This window comes from Marinobacterium aestuariivivens (assembly GCF_042661465.1).
In the GTDB taxonomy this organism is placed as follows: Bacteria; Pseudomonadota; Gammaproteobacteria; order Pseudomonadales; family Balneatricaceae; genus Marinobacterium_A; species Marinobacterium_A aestuariivivens.
The window spans coordinates 1,605,343-1,621,973 of sequence record NZ_JBHSWE010000001.1 but is presented as its reverse complement, the minus strand read 5'-3'; the positions used below and the strand labels follow the sequence as shown (position 1 = coordinate 1,621,973).

Genomic DNA, 16,631 nt, shown 5'->3' with positions numbered 1-16,631 from the left:
CATTATCGGGCGCTAGGCTGTGAAACATTTCCCCCGGTGACAGCCCACAATGCAAGCAAGCCTGCGCGCCTCCCAGGCGTCCAATTCTTCAAGGGCTCTGGACGAGGTGATTCGCTCCGAAGCCCTGACCCCCTTTTTCCAGCCCATCGTCGATATCCAGAATGGCGAGGTGATCGGCCACGAGGCCCTGATTCGCGGCCCCGAAGGCAGTGAACTGCGCATGCCGGGTCCCCTGTTCGCGGTCGCCCTGGCCGACGGCCGGCTGTCGGAGCTGGAGCTGCTGTGCCGCCGCCTGGCGCTGGAGCGCTTCGCCGAGCTGCGCCCGGCCGGGAAGCTGTTTCTCAACATCAATGCGTCGCTGCTGGGTTTGCCGGGGCATCCCCAGGGGTTGACCCGGGAATGGCTCGACGAGCTGGAGATCCCCCAGGAGCGCATCGTCATCGAGCTTTCGGAGCAGCATCCGTTCGACCACTGCGGTCTGACCCGGCAGGCGGTGCGTCACTACCAGGACATGGGGTTCTGGATCGCCATCGACGATCTCGGCTCCGGTTATTCCGGGCTGCGGCTCTGGTCCGAACTGGAACCGGCCTACGTCAAGATCGACAAGCATTTCGTTCAGGGTATCGACCAGGACAGCGTCAAGCGCGAGTTCGTCAAATCGATCATCAATATCGGCAACAGCACCGGCTGTCGCATCGTCGCCGAAGGCATCGAGACCCGGGGCGAGCTGCACACGCTGCAGCTGCTCGGCGTGCGTTACGGCCAGGGGTTCCTGCTTGGAACGCCCGAAGCGCAGCCGGTCGGTGTCGGTGCCTGTCGCCATATCGCCATGCAGACGGGCGAGCGGACCGGGCGGGAATCGGCGCAAACCGCCTCGGCGCTGCTGCGGGATGCCCCCGCCATAGGCCCCGACGACAGTATCGGTGAGGCATGCCGGCTGCTGCGTCAGCATCCGCAGCTGACGGTGCTGCCGGTGCTGGAAGATGGTCAGCCGGCCGGAGTGGTACGCCGGCACGACCTCTGGGAGCTGTTTTCGGGGCCCTACGGGCGGGCGCTGTACGAAAAAACCGGTTTCCCGGCTGCTCAGTACCGACTTCATCGCCGTCGATCAGAGCCTGTCGCTGGAGGAGGTATCACGCCGGGTCACCGGTCAGGGCGAGCAGGACCTGCAGCAGGACTTTGTCATCACTCAGGACGGCACCTATCTTGGCATGGGACATCTGCGCGATCTGCTGCGCGGCATCACCGAGCTGAAAATCCGCACGGCCCGCTATGCCAACCCCCTGACGCTGCTGCCGGGCAATGTGCCGATCAACGAGGAACTCGACCGCCTGCTCGACAGCACCTGCGATTTCCATGTCGCCTGCTTCGACCTCAACCACTTCAAGGCCTACAACGACCGTTATGGCTATGCCCGCGGCGACCGGGTGATCCGCCACCTGGGGAGGTCATCGTCCGCTACGCCGGCGGCTCCGACACCTTCGTGGGTCATGTTGGCGGCGATGATTTCATGGTGATCTTCCGTCATGGCCACTGGCGGCCGGTCTGCGAGCGCATCATCGAGGCCTTCGACCCGTCCGTCGCCGAGTTCTACAACCCGCAGCACCTGAAGGCGGGCGGGATCTGGGCGCTGGACCTTAGCGGCGAACGGCGGTTCCACGGCCTGCTGGCGCTGGCGGTAGGGGTCGTGCATCCCGACCCCTACCGCTGCTCCGGCTACCAGGATGTGGCGGAACTGGCGGCCACGGCCAGGAAAGAGGCCAAGACCGACGGCCAGGGACCGCTGTACCTGTCCGCCCGCCGCGCGCTTTGATCAGGTGTGAAAACACCGGTGGAATTCGCTTCGCTCATTACCACCCTACAGGACTACCTGTCGCGTAGGGTGGAATGAGCCTGCGAATTCCACCGGCGACATCGGGTCCCGTGGATTAAAACGATGTGCACCGAAACAGGCGGTGCGCTTACCTGCACCCTACTCACGCCTCACGCCTCACCAATCTTTGCTATAGTGTCGTTTTTCCTTAAGGTGGGCGGCATGGGCGACAGCTGGAAACCCGAATTCGGTCATGACGACTTTCGTGTCGAAAAGGACGAAACCCTCTTCCGTGGCTTTTTCAGCCTCGACCACCTGACGGTGACCCATCGCTGCTTTCTTGGCGGCGAGGTCACCATCGAGCGGGAACTTTACCGTCGCCGCGATGCCGTCTGCGTGTTGCCCTACGACCCGGTGCTCGACTGTCTGGTGCTGATCGAGCAGTTTCGCGTCGGAACCCTGGATCACCCGCGCAGCCCTGGCAACTGGAGCTGGTGGCCGGGCTGGTCGAGAGCGGCGAGAGCGGTGAGGATGTGGCGCGGCGCGAGGCGGTCGAGGAGGCGAATCTGACCCTGGGCGAGATCGAGCCGATCAGCCGCTTCACCCCCAGCCCCGGTGCGGCGCGCGAGTATATCGATCTGTTCTGTGCCCGGGTCGATGCCGGCGGTGCCGGCGGCGTTCACGGGCTGGACGAGGAGGGCGAGGATATCAAGGTGCACCGCATTGCCGCGTCCGACGCCTTTGCCATGGTGCGCAGCGGCCGGATAGATAACGCCCCGGCCATCATTGCGATACAATGGCTGGAAATGAACCGCCCCCGCCTGCGGGCGGGCTGGGCGAAACCGGAGACCGAATGAAGCGCAAGTACGTACCCGACCTGACGCGGCAGATGGCCCAGTGCGAGGCCAACTACGCGCGCATGCTGAAGTTGCTGCCGGATCTGGATACACGCGACAGTCGTGAATTCCAGGTGTGCTGGCAGCAGCATCAGGTCGTCGTGCGCCTGCAGGTCGAGGAGCGTTTCGCCTACACCACCACCGTGCTCGTGCAACAGCAGCACGAGGGCGTTTCGGCCTGGCTGGAGCCGCCGAGCCTGGTGGTGCGGCTCTATCACGATGCCGCCATGGCCGAGGTGATATGCCTCAAGAGCCGCCGTCAGCTGGCCGGTGTCTACGGCTACCCCAACCGCGACATGCATCATCCCGACGAAAAGGCCCAGCTCAACGATTACCTGGGCGAGTGGTTGAACCAGTGTCTCAGCCATGGCCACCACAACGAGCCCGTCTACGTTTGAGAGCCTGCCTATGATCCGTCGAGGCAGGCAAAAGACCCTAAACGGGCCCTGAGCATGGACCGGCTACTCCTGCAAATCAGCGACTGTCACCTCCCGGCCGAGGCCGGCGGGCTTTTCCGTGGCGTCGATCCCGAACGGCAACTGCAGGCCGTCGCAGCCGATATACGGATGCGTTTTCCGGATGCCGATCGTCTGCTGCTGACCGGCGATCTGACGCACCATGGCGGCGCGGACAGCTATCGACGTCTGCTCGATGCGGTCGAGAGCCTGGCCCCGGCGCGCCACTGGCTGCCGGGCAACCACGATGTGGCCGCGGTGATGGCGCAGTTCGGAGAGCCGGGACTGGCCGACAAGCTGATCGATACGCGGTACTGGCGGCTGTTGCTGCTCGACTCCACGGCGCGGCCGGATGGCCGCGGCGGCGGCAGTCTCGCGGCTGACGAGCTGGAACGGCTGGAAGCGGCCCTCGCCACATCCGGCGGGCGCTTCGTGCTGATCGCGCTGCACCACAATCCGGTGAAGGTGGACAGTCGCTGGCAGGACGAGATCATGCTCGGCAATGCCGGACGTTTCTGGCAACTGGTCGATGCCTGTCCGCAGGTAAGGGGCGTGATTTTCGGCCATGTGCATCAGACGCACGACCTGCAGCGTGGCACGGTTGCGCTCTTTTCCGCACCCTCCACCGCGGTGCAGTTCGAGGCGCGCCGGGACGATTTCGGGCTCGAGCCGGACCCGGTGCTGGCGCAGCCCGGTTATCGGGTCTACCGCCTGCAGGACGATGGCTGCCTGAAATCCCGCGTCGTCCGCGTCGACTGCTCCACGGTATGAACCTGGCCTCCCCTCGGGTTAAGATGTTGCCGCCATGCTCACAAGGAACGGAATGACGCAGACACTTTTCATCTATGTTCACGGCTTCAACAGCTCGCCGGCGTCGGTCAAGGCGCGGCTGCTCGGTGACTGGCTCGCCGGGCGGGGGCTGGCCGACCAGTACCGGGTTCCGGCGCTGAGCCACTGGCCGGCCGAGGCGATGGCGCAACTCGCGGCGCTGGTCGAGGCCGAGCCGCGGCGGCCGGTGCTGCTGATCGGCAGCTCCCTCGGCGGCTTCTACAGCACGGCCCTGGTCGAGCGCTTCGCGAATTGCCGTGCCGTGCTGGTCAATCCGGCGGTGGCGCCGGATGAACTGCTCGAGGACTGGCTCGGCGACAACGAAAACCTCTACACCCACGAACATTACGAGCTGACGCGGGAACACCTCGAGCAGCTGCGCGCGTTGCGCTGCGGCGATCTCGGGGCTCCCGGGCGCTATCTGCTGCTGCAGCAGACCGGCGACGAAACCCTCGACTACCGCGAGGCCCTGTCGCGCTACCGCGACTGCCCGCAGTTCGTGCAGCCGGGCGGCAGTCACGGCTTCGATCGCTTCGAGGCGCTGTTGCCGGCGATCCTGGCTTTCGCCGAAGGCCGGCTCGAGTTGCCGGAGCCCGTAGCGCTGCCCTTTTCCCAGCTATCGCACTGACAGGAACATCCCCACGATGGCGACACAATACACAGCCGAGGCGATTGAAGTCCTCAGCGGCCTGGACCCGGTCAAGCGCCGGCCGGGCATGTATACCGAAACCGATCGGCCCAACCACCTGGCCCAGGAAGTGATCGACAACTCCGTCGACGAGGCCCTGGCCGGTCATGCCAAACAGATCGACATCATTCTGCACAAGGACGGCTCGATGACCGTCAGCGACGACGGTCGCGGTATGCCGGTGGATATCCATCCGGAGGAAGGCGTCAGCGGCGTCGAGCTGATCCTGACCAAGCTCCACGCCGGTGGCAAGTTCAACAACGACAACTACAACTACTCCGGCGGTCTGCACGGCGTCGGGGTGTCGGTGGTCAACGCGCTGTCGAAACTGCTCGAGGTGCAGGTCAAGCGCGACGGTAATGTCTACCGCATCGGCTTCGCGGACGGCGACAAGGTGTCGGAGCTCGAGGTCGTCGACAGCTGCGGTAAGCGCAACACCGGCACCAGTCTGCGCTTCCTGCCGGACCCGAAATATTTCGACAGTCCGAAATTCAGCGTGTCGCGGCTCAAGCATGTGCTGCGCGCCAAGGCGGTGCTCTGCCCGGGGCTGCGCGTCACCTTCATCGACCAGGGCGACCCCAGGGCGGAGAAGGACGAGTGGTATTACGAGGATGGCCTGGTCGCCTACCTCAAGGGGGCGACCCAGGTCTACGAGGCGCTGCCGGCGGAGCCCTTCAGCGGTAGCCTGCAGGGCGACGAGGATGCCGTCGAGTGGGCGGTGCAGTGGCTGGTGGAGGGGGCGAACAGACCTGCGAGAGCTACGTCAACCTGATACCGACCGCCCAGGGCGGCACGCACGTCAACGGCCTGCGCACGGGCCTGCTGGAAGCGATGCGCGAATTCTGCGAGTTCCGCAATCTGCTGCCGCGCGGCGTCAAACTGAGTCCTGACGATGTCTGGGAACGCTGCTGCTACGTGCTCTCGGGCAAGATGCGCGACCCCCAGTTCGCCGGCCAGACCAAGGAGCGGCTGTCTTCGCGCCAGATCGCGGCCTTTATCTCCGGCGCCATCAAGGACGCCTTCTCGCTCTGGCTCAACCGCCACGTCGAGGAGGGCGAACAGCTCGCCGAGCTGGTGATCGCCAACGCCCAGCGCCGCCTGCGTTCGAACAAAAAGGTGGTGCGCAAGAAGGTCACCCAGGGACCGGCGTTGCCGGGAAAACTGGCGGACTGCTCCGGTGGCGACACCATGCAGTCCGAGCTGTTCCTGGTGGAGGGTGACTCGGCCGGCGGCTCGGCGAAGCAGGCCCGCGATCGCGAATTCCAGGCGATCATGCCGCTGCGCGGCAAGATCCTCAACAGCTGGGAGGTGGAGTCCGGCGAGGTGCTGGGGTCCCAGGAGATCCACGATATCTCGGTGGCGGTCGGCGTCGAACCGGGTTCCGACAAGCTCGAGGGCCTGCGCTACGGCAAGGTCTGCATCCTCGCCGATGCCGACTCCGACGGCCTGCACATCGCGACGCTGCTGTGCGCGCTCTTCGTGCGCCACTTCCGTCCGCTGGTGGCGGCCGGGCATGTCTACGTGGCGATGCCGCCGCTGTACCGCATCGATGTCGCCAAGGAGGTGTTCTACGCCCTCGACGACGACGAGAAGAACGGCATCGTCGAGCGCATCCGCGCCGAGCGCAGGAATGCCAAAATCGACGTGCAGCGCTTCAAGGGCCTCGGCGAAATGAACCCGATGCAGCTGCGCGAGACCACCATGGCGCCTGACACCCGTCGCCTGGTGCAGCTGACCATCGAGGATGACGACGGCACCCTCGAGGTACTGGACATGCTGCTGGCCAAGAAAAGGTCCTCCGACCGGCGCAGCTGGCTCGAGGACAAGGGCAACCTGGCCGATATCGAGCCCTGAAGGATTGACTGAATGAGCGTAGAAACGACTTTTGAAGGCGGCGTCGAACGGCTGTCGCTGAAGGACTTTACCGAGAAGGCATACCTCGACTATTCGATGTACGTCATCCTCGACCGGGCCCTGCCCCATATTGGTGATGGCATGAAGCCGGTACAGCGGCGCATCGTCTATGCGATGTCGGAGCTGGGCCTCAAGGCCACCGCCAAGTACAAGAAATCGGCGCGTACCGTCGGCGATGTTCTGGGTAAATTCCATCCCCACGGCGACTCGGCCTGCTATGAGGCGATGGTGCTGATGGCGCAGCCGTTCAGCTACCGCTATCCGCTGATCGACGGCCAGGGCAACTGGGGCTCGCCCGACGACCCCAAGTCCTTCGCCGCGATGCGCTACACCGAGTCGCGCCTGGCCCCCTATGCCGAGGTGCTGCTGCGGGAGCTGGGGCAGGGCACGGTGGAGTGGACGCCGAACTTCGACGGCACCCTGAAGGAGCCGTCGGTGCTGCCGGCGCGGCTGCCCAACGTGCTGCTCAACGGTACCACCGGCATCGCCGTCGGCATGGCGACGGACATACCGCCCCACAACCTGCGTGAGGTGGCGGCGGCCTGCGTGCACCTGCTCGAGAACCCGGACGCCGGCATCGACGAGCTGTGCGAGTTCATCCCCGGACCGGACATGCCGACCGAGGCCGAGATCATTTCGCCGCACCGCGAACTGCGCAAGCTCTACGAGACCGGCCGGGGTTCGGTGCGGATGCGTGCCCTTTACGTGCGCGAGCAGGGCGAAATCGTGATCACGGCGCTGCCGCACCAAGTCTCCGGCGCCAAGGTGCTGGAGCAGATCGCGGCCCAGATGCAGGCCAAGAAGCTGCCGATGGTGGCGGATCTGCGCGACGAATCGGACCACGAGCATCCGACCCGCCTGGTGATCGTGCCGCGCTCCAACCGCGTCGACATCGACCAGCTGATGGCGCACCTGTTCGCCTCCACGGACCTGGAGCGCACCTACCGCGTCAACCTCAACATGATCGGCATCGATGGACGCCCGCAGGTCAAGGATCTGCGCCAGATTCTCACCGAGTGGCTGGTCTGGCGTAGGTGGTGCGCCGAAGGCTGCAGCACCGGCTCGACAAGGTGCTCGACCGGCTGCATATCCTCGAAGGCCTGATGATCGCCTACCTCAATATCGACGAGGTCATCGCGATCATCCGCTACGAGGACGAGCCGAAGCAGGAAATGATGCGCCGCTTCAATATCAGCGAGCGTCAGGCCGAGGCGATTCTCGAGCTGAAACTGCGTCACCTGGCCAAGCTCGAGGAGTTCAAGATCCGTGGCGAGCAGGAGGAACTCGAGGCCGAGCGCAAGCGGCTCGAGGAGACGCTGGGCTCCGACAGCCTGCTGCGGCAGCTGATCCGGGAGGAGCTGGAGGCCGACGCCGAGACCTATGGCGATGCGCGCCGCTCGCCGATCGTCGAGCGTGACGAGGCCCAGGCCTTCAGTGAAAAGGATCTGCTCAGTGCCGACCCGGTGACTGTCGTGATCTCGAAACAGGGCTGGATCCGTGCTGCCAAGGGGCACGATATCGATGCCGAGGGGCTGAGCTACAAGTCCGGCGACGGCTTCAAGCTGGCCTGCCCCGGTCGCATGAACCAGCCCACGCTGCTGATCGACTCGACCGGGCGCAGCTATACCCTGGATACCCACACGCTGCCGTCGGCCCGTGGCCGGGGAGCCAGTGACCGGCAGCATCTCGCTGCCCAAGGGGGCCACGATCGAGGGCGCCATCTCGGGACAGGAGCAGGATCGGGTGCTGCTGGCCTCCGATGCCGGCTACGGTTTCGTGGCGAAGGTCGCGGACCTGACCAGCAAGACCAAAAACGGCAAGGCGGCGCTGACGCTGCCGGAGAACAGCCAGACCCTGCCGCCTCTGCTGATCCGCGATCCGGCGAATGCCTGGCTCGCGGCCGTGACCAGCGAGGGGCGCCTGCTGGTGTTCCCGGTTGCGGACCTGCCGGAGCTGGCTCGCGGCAAGGGCAACAAGATCATCAACATCCCCAGCGCCCGCGCCAAGGCTCGGGAGGAGCTGGTGGTGGCGCTGGCGACGCTGCCGGCCGACGCCACCTTGCAGGTTCACGCAGGGCGTCAGCACCTCAAGCTCAAGCCCGCCGATCTCGAGCACTACCGGGCCGAACGCGGACGCCGGGGCAACAAGCTCCCGCGCGGCTACCAGCGTGTGGACAAGCTCGAGGTGTTAGACGCGGCGGAGTAACCGGAAACCACCGGTGGAATTCGTTTCACTCATTCCACCCTACTCATCTATTCGACCACGTAGGGTGGAATGAGCCCGCGAATTCCACCGCCGTCTCGGGCAAGCGGCAGTGTCCCGCTCTACGACTTGCTCAGCAGGTGGCTGGCCTGTTTCTGCAGCAGTTCTTCGTAGCCGTCGCTGAGGGAGAGGATCAGCACCTTGTCCTCGTCCTCGCGGCGGACGTCGGCCTCGTCCAGCAGGTTGGCTTTGAGCTCCGGCGCCTCGGTCAGCGCGGTGTGGCTGATCAGCTCGTTGCTCTGGGTGGTGCGGGTCAGGAACTGCGCCTCCTCCAGCACCCGCTGCTCGCGGTCGCGGTTGCCCCGCACCAGCGCCATATGCAGGCTCAGCACCGGCTGGAACTGACGGATGCGAGATTGGTTGAAGGCGCGGTAGAGCAGGGTGAACAGCTTGGCGGCGCAGAGCGCATTGGCGCCGTGGCGGTCCTCGTCGGCCGGCTCGCGGAACCAGATCCGGATGTCGCCGTTGTCCAGGGCTTCGACGTCGCCATTGTAGATGGCGGCGATCTGCCGCGCCTGCTGCAGGTAGCCCTGCAGCAGGGTGTCGCGTTCCTCGCCCTGAACATACTCGGCATGGCCGCTGGCGGCATCGATCAGCAGCAGGTAGACGGCATCCTCGGGCGCCAGGATCAGCTCCAGTTCGTGCTCGAAGCTGTAGAGCCCCAGTTGCTCCTCGTCGCGGCCCCGCAACGGGTTCGCTTTGGGCCCGTACTTCGGTGGTGGCGGTTCGTCGTCGCCAATCTCGATCGACTCGTCGATAAAGCGGGGCTCCTCGTGCGCCTGGGGCGGCGACGGCTCGAAGCGGGGCATCAGCCGTTCCTTCACCGGACGCAGCAGCTCCAGCAGGCCATCGAAGCCGGACTCGCTCTTAGCCGGGGCAGGGGCCTCTTCCTCCGGGACCTCATCCTCGTCGTCCGTTTCGAACGCTTCTTCCTCTTCGGCAGGCGCCGGCGCCTCTTCGGGCGTATCAGCCTCGGCTTCAGCCGGTTCGGCGTTGTTTAGCGGTGCCGCGGTGACAGCCGGGCGTGGCCGCAGTCCCAGCCAGAGCACCAGCAGCGCGACCAGTGCCGTCAGGAGCCAGAGCAGGGCGGTCGAGTACAGCAGGGCCTGGCGTTGCTGCAGCGCCGGTGCCGGGTCGAGCCAGAAGGTCAGCCGGCCCAGCTCCTGCTTTTCGCGCTCGAGCACAAGTTCGCGCTCGAGCGGGCCTTCGCTGTCGCCGCTGCGGGCGACCTGCTCGCCGGACAGGTTGTACAGCGCGATGCCGCGGACACCGGGGCGGTTCCCCAGTTCGTTGACGAGGTAGTTGAGGCTGACCCGGTCATCCGCCAGCAGCAGTGGCTGCAGCAGTACCGCGCTCTGGCGCATCAGGTTGCCGCCGTCGTCGAGGGTCTGCTGGCGTGCTGCCCGGCTGGCATCGTAAAAGAGATAGCCGAGGCTGAGCAGCAGGCCGCAAACGAGTACCAGCGCGACCTGGCCGACCAGGCGACGTCGCCGGCTGCCGAATTCGGGGGTGGGGGTGACTTCTACTGCGGACATAGGATGATGGCCGATCTCGCATGACCCTGATTCAGGAAGATGCCGATCATAGCAGTTCGGGCAGGGACGGCACAGCCTTGCCCTGCCCCCGGACGCGACCTCACGGGGGCCGAAATGCGACCTCGATGGCGCTATCCCGCCGTTGCGTCTGCCCGATTGACCGATGCGCCGGTAAATTTCCAAATCCTCCATGCCACAGCTCGCCCGCAGCGGTATAATGCGCAGGTTTAAGACCGGAATCCAAGGGCGGGGCATGAACGTAGAGTCATACATGATCGAACTGGGGCAGCGCGCACGGGAAGCATCGAGGCTGATGGCGCGTGCCGATACCGGCAGGAAAAATGCCGCACTGCAGTACATGGCCGAGGCGATCGAGGCGGGCCGCGCGCGGCTGGCCCAGGCCAATCGCGAGGACCTCGACAATGGCCGGACCAACGGTCTCGATGCGGCCATGCTCGACCGTCTGGAACTGACCCCGGCCCGGATCGACACCATGGTCGAAGGCCTGCGCCAGGTGGCCGCCCTGGCCGATCCGATCGGTGGCATCAACGGCATGAACTACCGTCCCAGCGGTATCCAGGTCGGCAAGATGCGGGTGCCTCTCGGTGTCATCGGCATCATCTACGAATCGCGCCCGAACGTCACCGTCGAGGCGGCGAGCCTCTGTCTCAAGGCCGGCAATGCCACCATCCTGCGCGGCGGCTCCGAGGCGATCCAGTCGAACCGGGCCATCGCCGCCTGCATCGCCGAGGGGCTCAAGCGCGCCGGCCTGCCGGAAACGGCCGTGCAGGTGGTCGAGACGACCGACCGCGCCGCCGTCGGTCAGCTGATCACCATGCCCGAGTACGTCGATGTCATCGTGCCGCGCGGCGGCAAGGGTCTGATCGAGCGTATCAGCCGCGAAGCCCGCGTCCCGGTGATCAAGCACCTGGACGGTATCTGCCATGTCTACATCGACAGCGACGCGGAGCGCGCCAAGGCGATCAATATCGCCCTTAACGCCAAGACGCACCGCTACGGTACCTGCAATACCATGGAAACCCTGCTGGTGGACGGCGCCGTGGCGGCGCAGATGCTGCCGGAGCTGGGCGACGTCTACCGCCAGGCCGGCGTCGAGCTGCGCGGCTGCGAGCGCACCCGGGCCCTGCTGCCCGACGCGCTGCCGGCCAGCGAAGAGGACTGGTCGACCGAATATCTGGCGCCCATCCTGGCGGTGCGTGTCGTCGACGGTCTCGACGAGGCGATCGAGCATATCAACCGCTACGGTTCCCACCATACCGACGCTATCGTGACCGAAAACTACAGCAAGTCGCGCCGTTTCCTGCGCGAGGTGGATTCCAGCTCGGTGATGGTCAATGCCTCGACGCGTTTCGCGGACGGTTTCGAGTATGGCCTCGGCGCCGAGATCGGCATCTCGACCGACAAGATTCACGCCCGCGGTCCGGTCGGACTCGAGGGTCTGACCTCGGAGAAGTACGTGGTGCTGGGCGATGGCCATATCCGCCAGTAAGCCGGCATGAGCCACACCGGAAACGCCCGTGGCGTCGAGGGCGCTGATGCCTGCGACGCCTATGTTTTCATGGGCGGTACCTTCGATCCCATCCATCATGGTCACCTGCGCACCGCACTGGAGCTCCAGCAGTGGCTGGGAGTCGATCAGGTCTGGCTGGTGCCCTCACGTACACCGCCCCACCGCGATGCCCCCGGCACGACATCGGAGCAGCGGCTCGAGATGGTGCGGCTGGCGGTGGCGGACGAACCGGCGCTCGGTGTCGACGATCGCGAGGTGCGCTCGGACCGGCCCTCCTACAGCCTGCTGACGCTGAGGTCGCTGCGCCAGGAGCTGGGAGCGGAACGGCCGCTGTGCATGGTGCTCGGCATGGACGCCTATCTCGGCCTGCCGAGCTGGCATGGCTGGGAGGAACTGATCGGGCTCTGTCATATCATAGTGGTGCGCCGCCCCGGTTATATCTACGAACCGCAGGCCACCATGGGGCGCTTCACCCGCGCCCACGAAACTACGTCGCTGGCGGCCGTGCTCGGCATGCCCTGCGGCCGGGTGCTGATGCACGAGCTGACGCCGCTCAGCATTTCGGCCACCCAGATCCGCCAGCTGGTGGCCAGGGGCCTGTCGCCCCGCTATCTGTGCCCTGACCCTGTCTGGCACTATATTCAACAACACAGGCTTTACGGTCTTAACGAGGGTAGTTAACCGAAGATGCAGATCGATCAACTGATCAAGGTGGCGCAGCAGGCGCTGGAAGACATGAAGGCCAAAGAGGTCGTATTGCTGGATGTACAGGGAAAGTCCAGCGTCACCGACTTCATGCTGGTCGCCAGCGGCACGTCCCGTCGGCACGTCAACTCGATTGCCGACGAGGTGATCGAGAAGGTCAAGGAAGCGGGGCTGCGCCCCCTCGGAACCGAAGGTCAGGAAACCGGCGACTGGGTGCTGGTGGATCTCGGTGACCTGGTGGTGCATGTGATGATGCCGGATGCCCGCAGCTTCTACGATCTCGAGCGCCTCTGGAGCTTCGACACTGCGGCCGAGGCTTCCGAGTAACGATGAAGGTCAGGCTGATCGCCATCGGCGGAAAGATGCCCGGCTGGGTGGTCGAAGGCTACGACGAGTACGCCAAACGGCTCCCCCAGGACCTGTCGCTGGAGCTGATCGAGCTGCCGCTCGGACATCGCGGCAAGGGCGCGGACCTGGCCCGCGCCAAGCGCCAGGAGGGTGACCAGATGCTGGCGGCCATCCCTAAGGGTGACCGGGTGGTGGCGCTGGAAGTCGGTGGGCGAAGCTGGTCGACCGAGCAGCTGGCCGGGCAGCTCGAGGCCTGGCGCATGGACGGCCGTAACCTGTCGCTGCTGGTCGGCGGTCCGGACGGCCTGGACCCGCGCTGCGTCGCCGCCGCCGATCTGAAGTGGTCGCTGTCGGCGCTGACGCTGCCGCATCCGCTGGTGCGGGTGCTGCTGGCCGAACAACTCTACCGGGCCTGCACCATCCTGCAGGGTCATCCCTACCACAAATAGCGACTTCATGGCCTTCGAACGCTTCAAGGATTACAGCCAGGAAAGCCGCACCTTCCGCATCAGGGCGGCGCTCGCCTTTCTGCTGGTGCTGCTGATGATGGGGCTGCTGATCGGGCGTCTCTACTATCTGCAGGTGCTGCAGTACGACCGCTTTGCGGCGATGTCGGAGGAGAACCGGGTGCATCTGCAGCCGGTGGCACCGACCCGCGGCCTGATCTACGACCGCAATGGCGCGCTGCTGGCCGACAACAGGCCCAGCTACAGCGTGACGCTGCTGAAGGAGGAGGTGAAGGACCTCGAGGGCACGCTCGCCGAGCTGCAGGACCTTATCCCGATCAGCGAGCGCGAACTGGAACGCTTTCACCGTCGTTACAGCCAGCGCCGCCGGCCCTTCGAGACGGTGCCGCTGCGATTCCGTTTGACCGAGGACGAGATTGCCCGCATCGCGGTCAATTACCATCGTCTGCCGGCGTGCAGGTCGAGGCCGACCTGATCCGTTATTACCCCTATGGCCAGTCTCTGGTGCATGCGCTCGGTTACGTCGGGCGCATCAACGAGGCCGAGCTGCAGCGCCTGGACCCCAACAACTACGCTGCCACCCACTATATCGGCAAGCTCGGTATCGAAAAATTCTACGAGCCGGTACTGCACGGCCAGGTCGGTTTCCAGAAGGTCGAGACCAACGCCCGCGGTCGTGTGCTGAGGGTGCTGGAGCGCACCGATCCGGTGCCCGGCGAAGACCTGGTGCTGAGTCTGGACCTGCGTCTGCAGCAGATCACCGAGCAGCTCATCGAAGGCCGGCGCGCATCGGTCGTGGCGATCGATCCGAAAAGCGGCGGTATCCTGGCGCTGGTCAGCGAGCCCGGCTATGACCCCAATCTCTTCGTTACCGGCATCTCCAGCAAGGACTACAGCGCCCTGCGCGACTCGCCCGATCTGCCGCTGTTCAACCGGGCGCTGCGTGGCGGCTATCCGCCGGGCTCGACCATCAAGCCGATCATTGCGCTGGCGGCCCTCGATGGCGGCTTCGCGACGCCCGGCTACACGGTCTGGGATCCGGGTTTTTTCACTCTGAGCAAGGGCGGCCGGCGTTACCGCGACTGGAAGCGGGGCGGCCACGGTCGGGTCGACATGAATCTCGCGCTGGCCCAGTCCTGTGACGTCTGGTTCTACGACGTCGGCTACCGCATGGGCGTGGATCAGATGTCGGATTATCTCGGGCGCTTCGGTTTCGGCCAGGTCACCAGCCTCGACCTGCCCGAGGCGATCCCGGCGGTGTTGCCGTCGCGGGAGTGGAAGCGTGCGACCCGCAACCGGCCCTGGTATCCGGGGGATTCGGTCAACCTCAGTATTGGCCAGGGCTTCCTGGTGTCGACGCCGCTGCAGCTGGCGACCGCCGCCTCGGTACTGGCCAATCGCGGCAAGTGGGTGCAGCCCAGGCTGCTGCTGGGGGCTGCACCGGGATGAAAGCGGCCAGGAGACGATAGAAATGCCACCGCTGGAGGATGCGCGTCCGACGCCATCCGATGTGGTGACCAGGAATCCGGACTATTGGGAAAAGGTCATTGGCGGCATGGTTGACGTGATGCACGGTGAGCGCGGCACTGCGCGCAAGGTCGGTCTCGGGGCCCCCTATATCATCGCCGGCAAGACCGGTACCGCACAGGTGGTCGGAATCAAGCAGGATGAGCGCTACGATGCCGAAAAACTCGACGAACGCCATCGCGACCATGCCCTCTTCATCGCCTTTGCGCCGGTGGATGATCCGCAGATCGCGGTGGCCGTGGTGGTCGAGAACGGCGGCGGCGGCTCCAGTACCGCGGCGCCGATTGCGCGTCAGGTGATGGATGCCTGGCTGCTGGGGATAGACCCGACGGAAAAGCCGATCGACGAGGCGGCGGTGCAGGAGCAGGAGGTGTCGCGATGAGTCTCCGGGATTTCCAGCGCACGATGCCCGAATCGGGACAGCATCTGGCGAGCCGTCCGGGCTGGTGGTCCTACACCCATCTCGATGGCTGGCTGCTGCTGTTTCTGCTGATGCTGTGCAGCTTCGGCCTGTTCGTGCTCTACAGTGCCTCGGGCCAGGATATCGGCTATGTCAGCCGTCAGGCGGTCCGCATGGGCGTCGGCTTCGGCGTCATGATCGTGCTGGCACAGCTCAGTCCGCGGTTTCTGGCGCGCTGGGCGCCCTGGCTCTTCGGCGCCAGTGTGTTGCTGCTGCTGGCGGTGCTGCTGGTCGGTGTCGGCGCCAAGGGCGCGCAGCGCTGGCTGGCGCTGCCGGGCTTCCGTTTCCAGCCGTCCGAGATTACCAAGCTGGTGCTGCCGCTGATGATCGCCTGGTACCTCGCCAGCCGGCCGTTGCCGCCCAGGCCGCTGCATATACTGGTGTCGCTGGTGCTGATCGGCGTACCGACGGCGATGATCATGAAGCAGCCGGACCTGGGTACCTCGCTGCTGATCGCCGCGTCCGGCGTCTTCGTGCTGCTTCTGTCGGGCGTGCTGTGGCGTTATGTATTCCTGGCGCTGGCCGCCGCCGGCGCGGCGCTGCCCGGCCTCTGGATGATCATGAAGGACTACCAGCGCCAGCGGGTACTGACTTTCCTGGACCCCGAGAGCGACCCGCTGGGCAGTGGCTGGAACATCATCCAGTCGAAGACCGCGATCGGGTCGGGGGCGTCTGGGGCAAGGGCTACATGGACGGGACCCAGTCGCAGCTCGACTTCCTGCCGGAGTCCCATACCGACTTCATCATCGCGGTGATCGCCGAGGAGCTCGGGCTGACCGGGGTGCTCGTCCTGCTGTTCCTCTATTTGCTGGTGATCGGCCGTGGCCTGATCATCGCCAGCCGCGGCCAGGACAGCTTCGGCCGCCTGGCGGCCGGCAGTATCATCCTGACGTTTTTCGTCTATGTGTTCGTGAACATCGGCATGGTCAGCGGACTGTTGCCGGTGGTGGGCGTCCCGCTGCCCTTGATCAGTTATGGCGGTACCTCTATTGTGACGCTGATGGCAGGCTTCGGCATAATGATGTCGATCCATACCCACCGGCAGATGCTGCGTCGTTAAAGGATTGAACATGCGAAAAATCTTGGTTCCCGCGATGATTTCAATGGCACTGGTATTGCAGAGCGGCTGTGCCACTACCGCCACAGGCAAGGGCACCCGGGGTATGCCGACCACCCCGATGCGCAGCCGCTGATCACCGATC

General features: G+C 65.3%; 12 protein-coding genes and 5 pseudogenes. 16 read left to right on the top strand and 1 reads right to left on the bottom strand.

All coding sequences use genetic code 11. From position 1 onward, the window contains the following. Positions 1-49: 49 nt before the first annotated feature. The 9 genes and pseudogenes from ACFQDL_RS08470 to parC all read left to right on the top strand — a co-directional run. Positions 50-1,009, top strand: a pseudogene (locus ACFQDL_RS08470) (EAL domain-containing protein); the annotation flags it as partial. Next, positions 984-1,517, top strand: a complete 534-nt coding sequence (locus tag ACFQDL_RS08465; protein WP_379912968.1) for a diguanylate cyclase domain-containing protein — start codon at positions 984-986, stop codon at positions 1,515-1,517. The pseudogene ACFQDL_RS08470 and the gene ACFQDL_RS08465, both read left to right, overlap by 26 nt. A 518-nt stretch (positions 1,518-2,035) precedes the next feature. After that, positions 2,036-2,383 (top strand): NUDIX hydrolase, encoded by a 348-nt coding sequence (locus tag ACFQDL_RS08460; RefSeq protein WP_379908622.1) that lies wholly within the window; start codon positions 2,036-2,038, stop codon positions 2,381-2,383. Next, positions 2,308-2,670 carry an NUDIX domain-containing protein gene (locus tag ACFQDL_RS08455; protein WP_379908621.1) on the top strand — a complete coding sequence of 121 codons (363 nt, stop codon included), beginning with the start codon at positions 2,308-2,310 and terminating at the stop codon, positions 2,668-2,670. The genes ACFQDL_RS08460 and ACFQDL_RS08455 overlap by 76 nt, the downstream gene beginning before the upstream one ends. Continuing rightward, positions 2,667-3,107: a DUF1249 domain-containing protein gene (locus tag ACFQDL_RS08450; RefSeq protein WP_379908620.1), complete on the top strand. Its 441-nt coding sequence runs from the start codon at positions 2,667-2,669 to the stop codon at positions 3,105-3,107. The genes ACFQDL_RS08455 and ACFQDL_RS08450 overlap by 4 nt, the downstream gene beginning before the upstream one ends. Positions 3,108-3,161: 54 nt before the next feature. Next, on the top strand, positions 3,162-3,935 hold the full coding sequence (locus ACFQDL_RS08445) for a phosphodiesterase (RefSeq protein ID WP_379908619.1): 774 nt from the start codon (positions 3,162-3,164) through the stop codon (positions 3,933-3,935). 52 nt (positions 3,936-3,987) lie between these two features. Continuing rightward, positions 3,988-4,620 (top strand): YqiA/YcfP family alpha/beta fold hydrolase, encoded by a 633-nt coding sequence (locus ACFQDL_RS08440; protein WP_379908618.1) that lies wholly within the window; start codon positions 3,988-3,990, stop codon positions 4,618-4,620. Between the two features lie 16 nt (positions 4,621-4,636). Continuing rightward, positions 4,637-6,534 (top strand): annotated as a pseudogene (parE, locus tag ACFQDL_RS08435) (DNA topoisomerase IV subunit B). 12 nt (positions 6,535-6,546) lie between these two features. Continuing rightward, positions 6,547-8,799: pseudogene (parC, locus tag ACFQDL_RS08430) on the top strand (DNA topoisomerase IV subunit A). 119 nt (positions 8,800-8,918) lie between these two features. On the opposite strand, the gene ACFQDL_RS08425 reads toward parC, so the two are convergent. Then, a complete protein-coding gene (locus tag ACFQDL_RS08425; RefSeq protein WP_379908617.1) occupies positions 8,919-10,391 on the bottom strand; it encodes a hypothetical protein in 1,473 nt (490 codons plus the stop codon). A gap of 253 nt (positions 10,392-10,644) precedes the next feature. On the opposite strand from ACFQDL_RS08425, the gene ACFQDL_RS08420 reads away from it, so the two are divergent. The 7 genes and pseudogenes from ACFQDL_RS08420 to ACFQDL_RS08390 all read left to right on the top strand — a co-directional run bounded on the left by ACFQDL_RS08420 (position 10,645) and on the right by ACFQDL_RS08390 (position 16,622). Continuing rightward, entirely contained in the window at positions 10,645-11,901 is a 1,257-nt protein-coding gene (locus ACFQDL_RS08420) for a glutamate-5-semialdehyde dehydrogenase (RefSeq protein WP_379908616.1), read from the top strand. A 6-nt stretch (positions 11,902-11,907) separates the two neighbouring features. Continuing rightward, on the top strand, positions 11,908-12,603 hold the full coding sequence (nadD, locus tag ACFQDL_RS08415; RefSeq protein ID WP_379908615.1) for a nicotinate-nucleotide adenylyltransferase: 696 nt from the start codon (positions 11,908-11,910) through the stop codon (positions 12,601-12,603). Positions 12,604-12,609: 6 nt separating this feature from the next. Beyond that, on the top strand, positions 12,610-12,954 hold the full coding sequence (gene rsfS / locus ACFQDL_RS08410) for a ribosome silencing factor (protein WP_379908614.1): 345 nt from the start codon (positions 12,610-12,612) through the stop codon (positions 12,952-12,954). A 2-nt stretch (positions 12,955-12,956) separates the two neighbouring features. Next, complete coding sequence (gene rlmH, locus ACFQDL_RS08405) at positions 12,957-13,424, top strand: 23S rRNA (pseudouridine(1915)-N(3))-methyltransferase RlmH (RefSeq protein WP_379908613.1); 468 nt, start codon at positions 12,957-12,959, stop codon at positions 13,422-13,424. Between the two features lie 7 nt (positions 13,425-13,431). After that, positions 13,432-15,351 (top strand): annotated as a pseudogene (gene mrdA / locus ACFQDL_RS08400) (penicillin-binding protein 2). After that, positions 15,348-16,489: pseudogene (gene rodA, locus ACFQDL_RS08395) on the top strand (rod shape-determining protein RodA). The pseudogenes mrdA and rodA overlap by 4 nt, the downstream one beginning before the upstream one ends. 10 nt (positions 16,490-16,499) lie before the next feature. Then, complete coding sequence (locus ACFQDL_RS08390) at positions 16,500-16,622, top strand: hypothetical protein (protein ID WP_379908612.1); 123 nt, start codon at positions 16,500-16,502, stop codon at positions 16,620-16,622. The last annotated feature ends 9 nt before the right edge of the window (positions 16,623-16,631 follow it).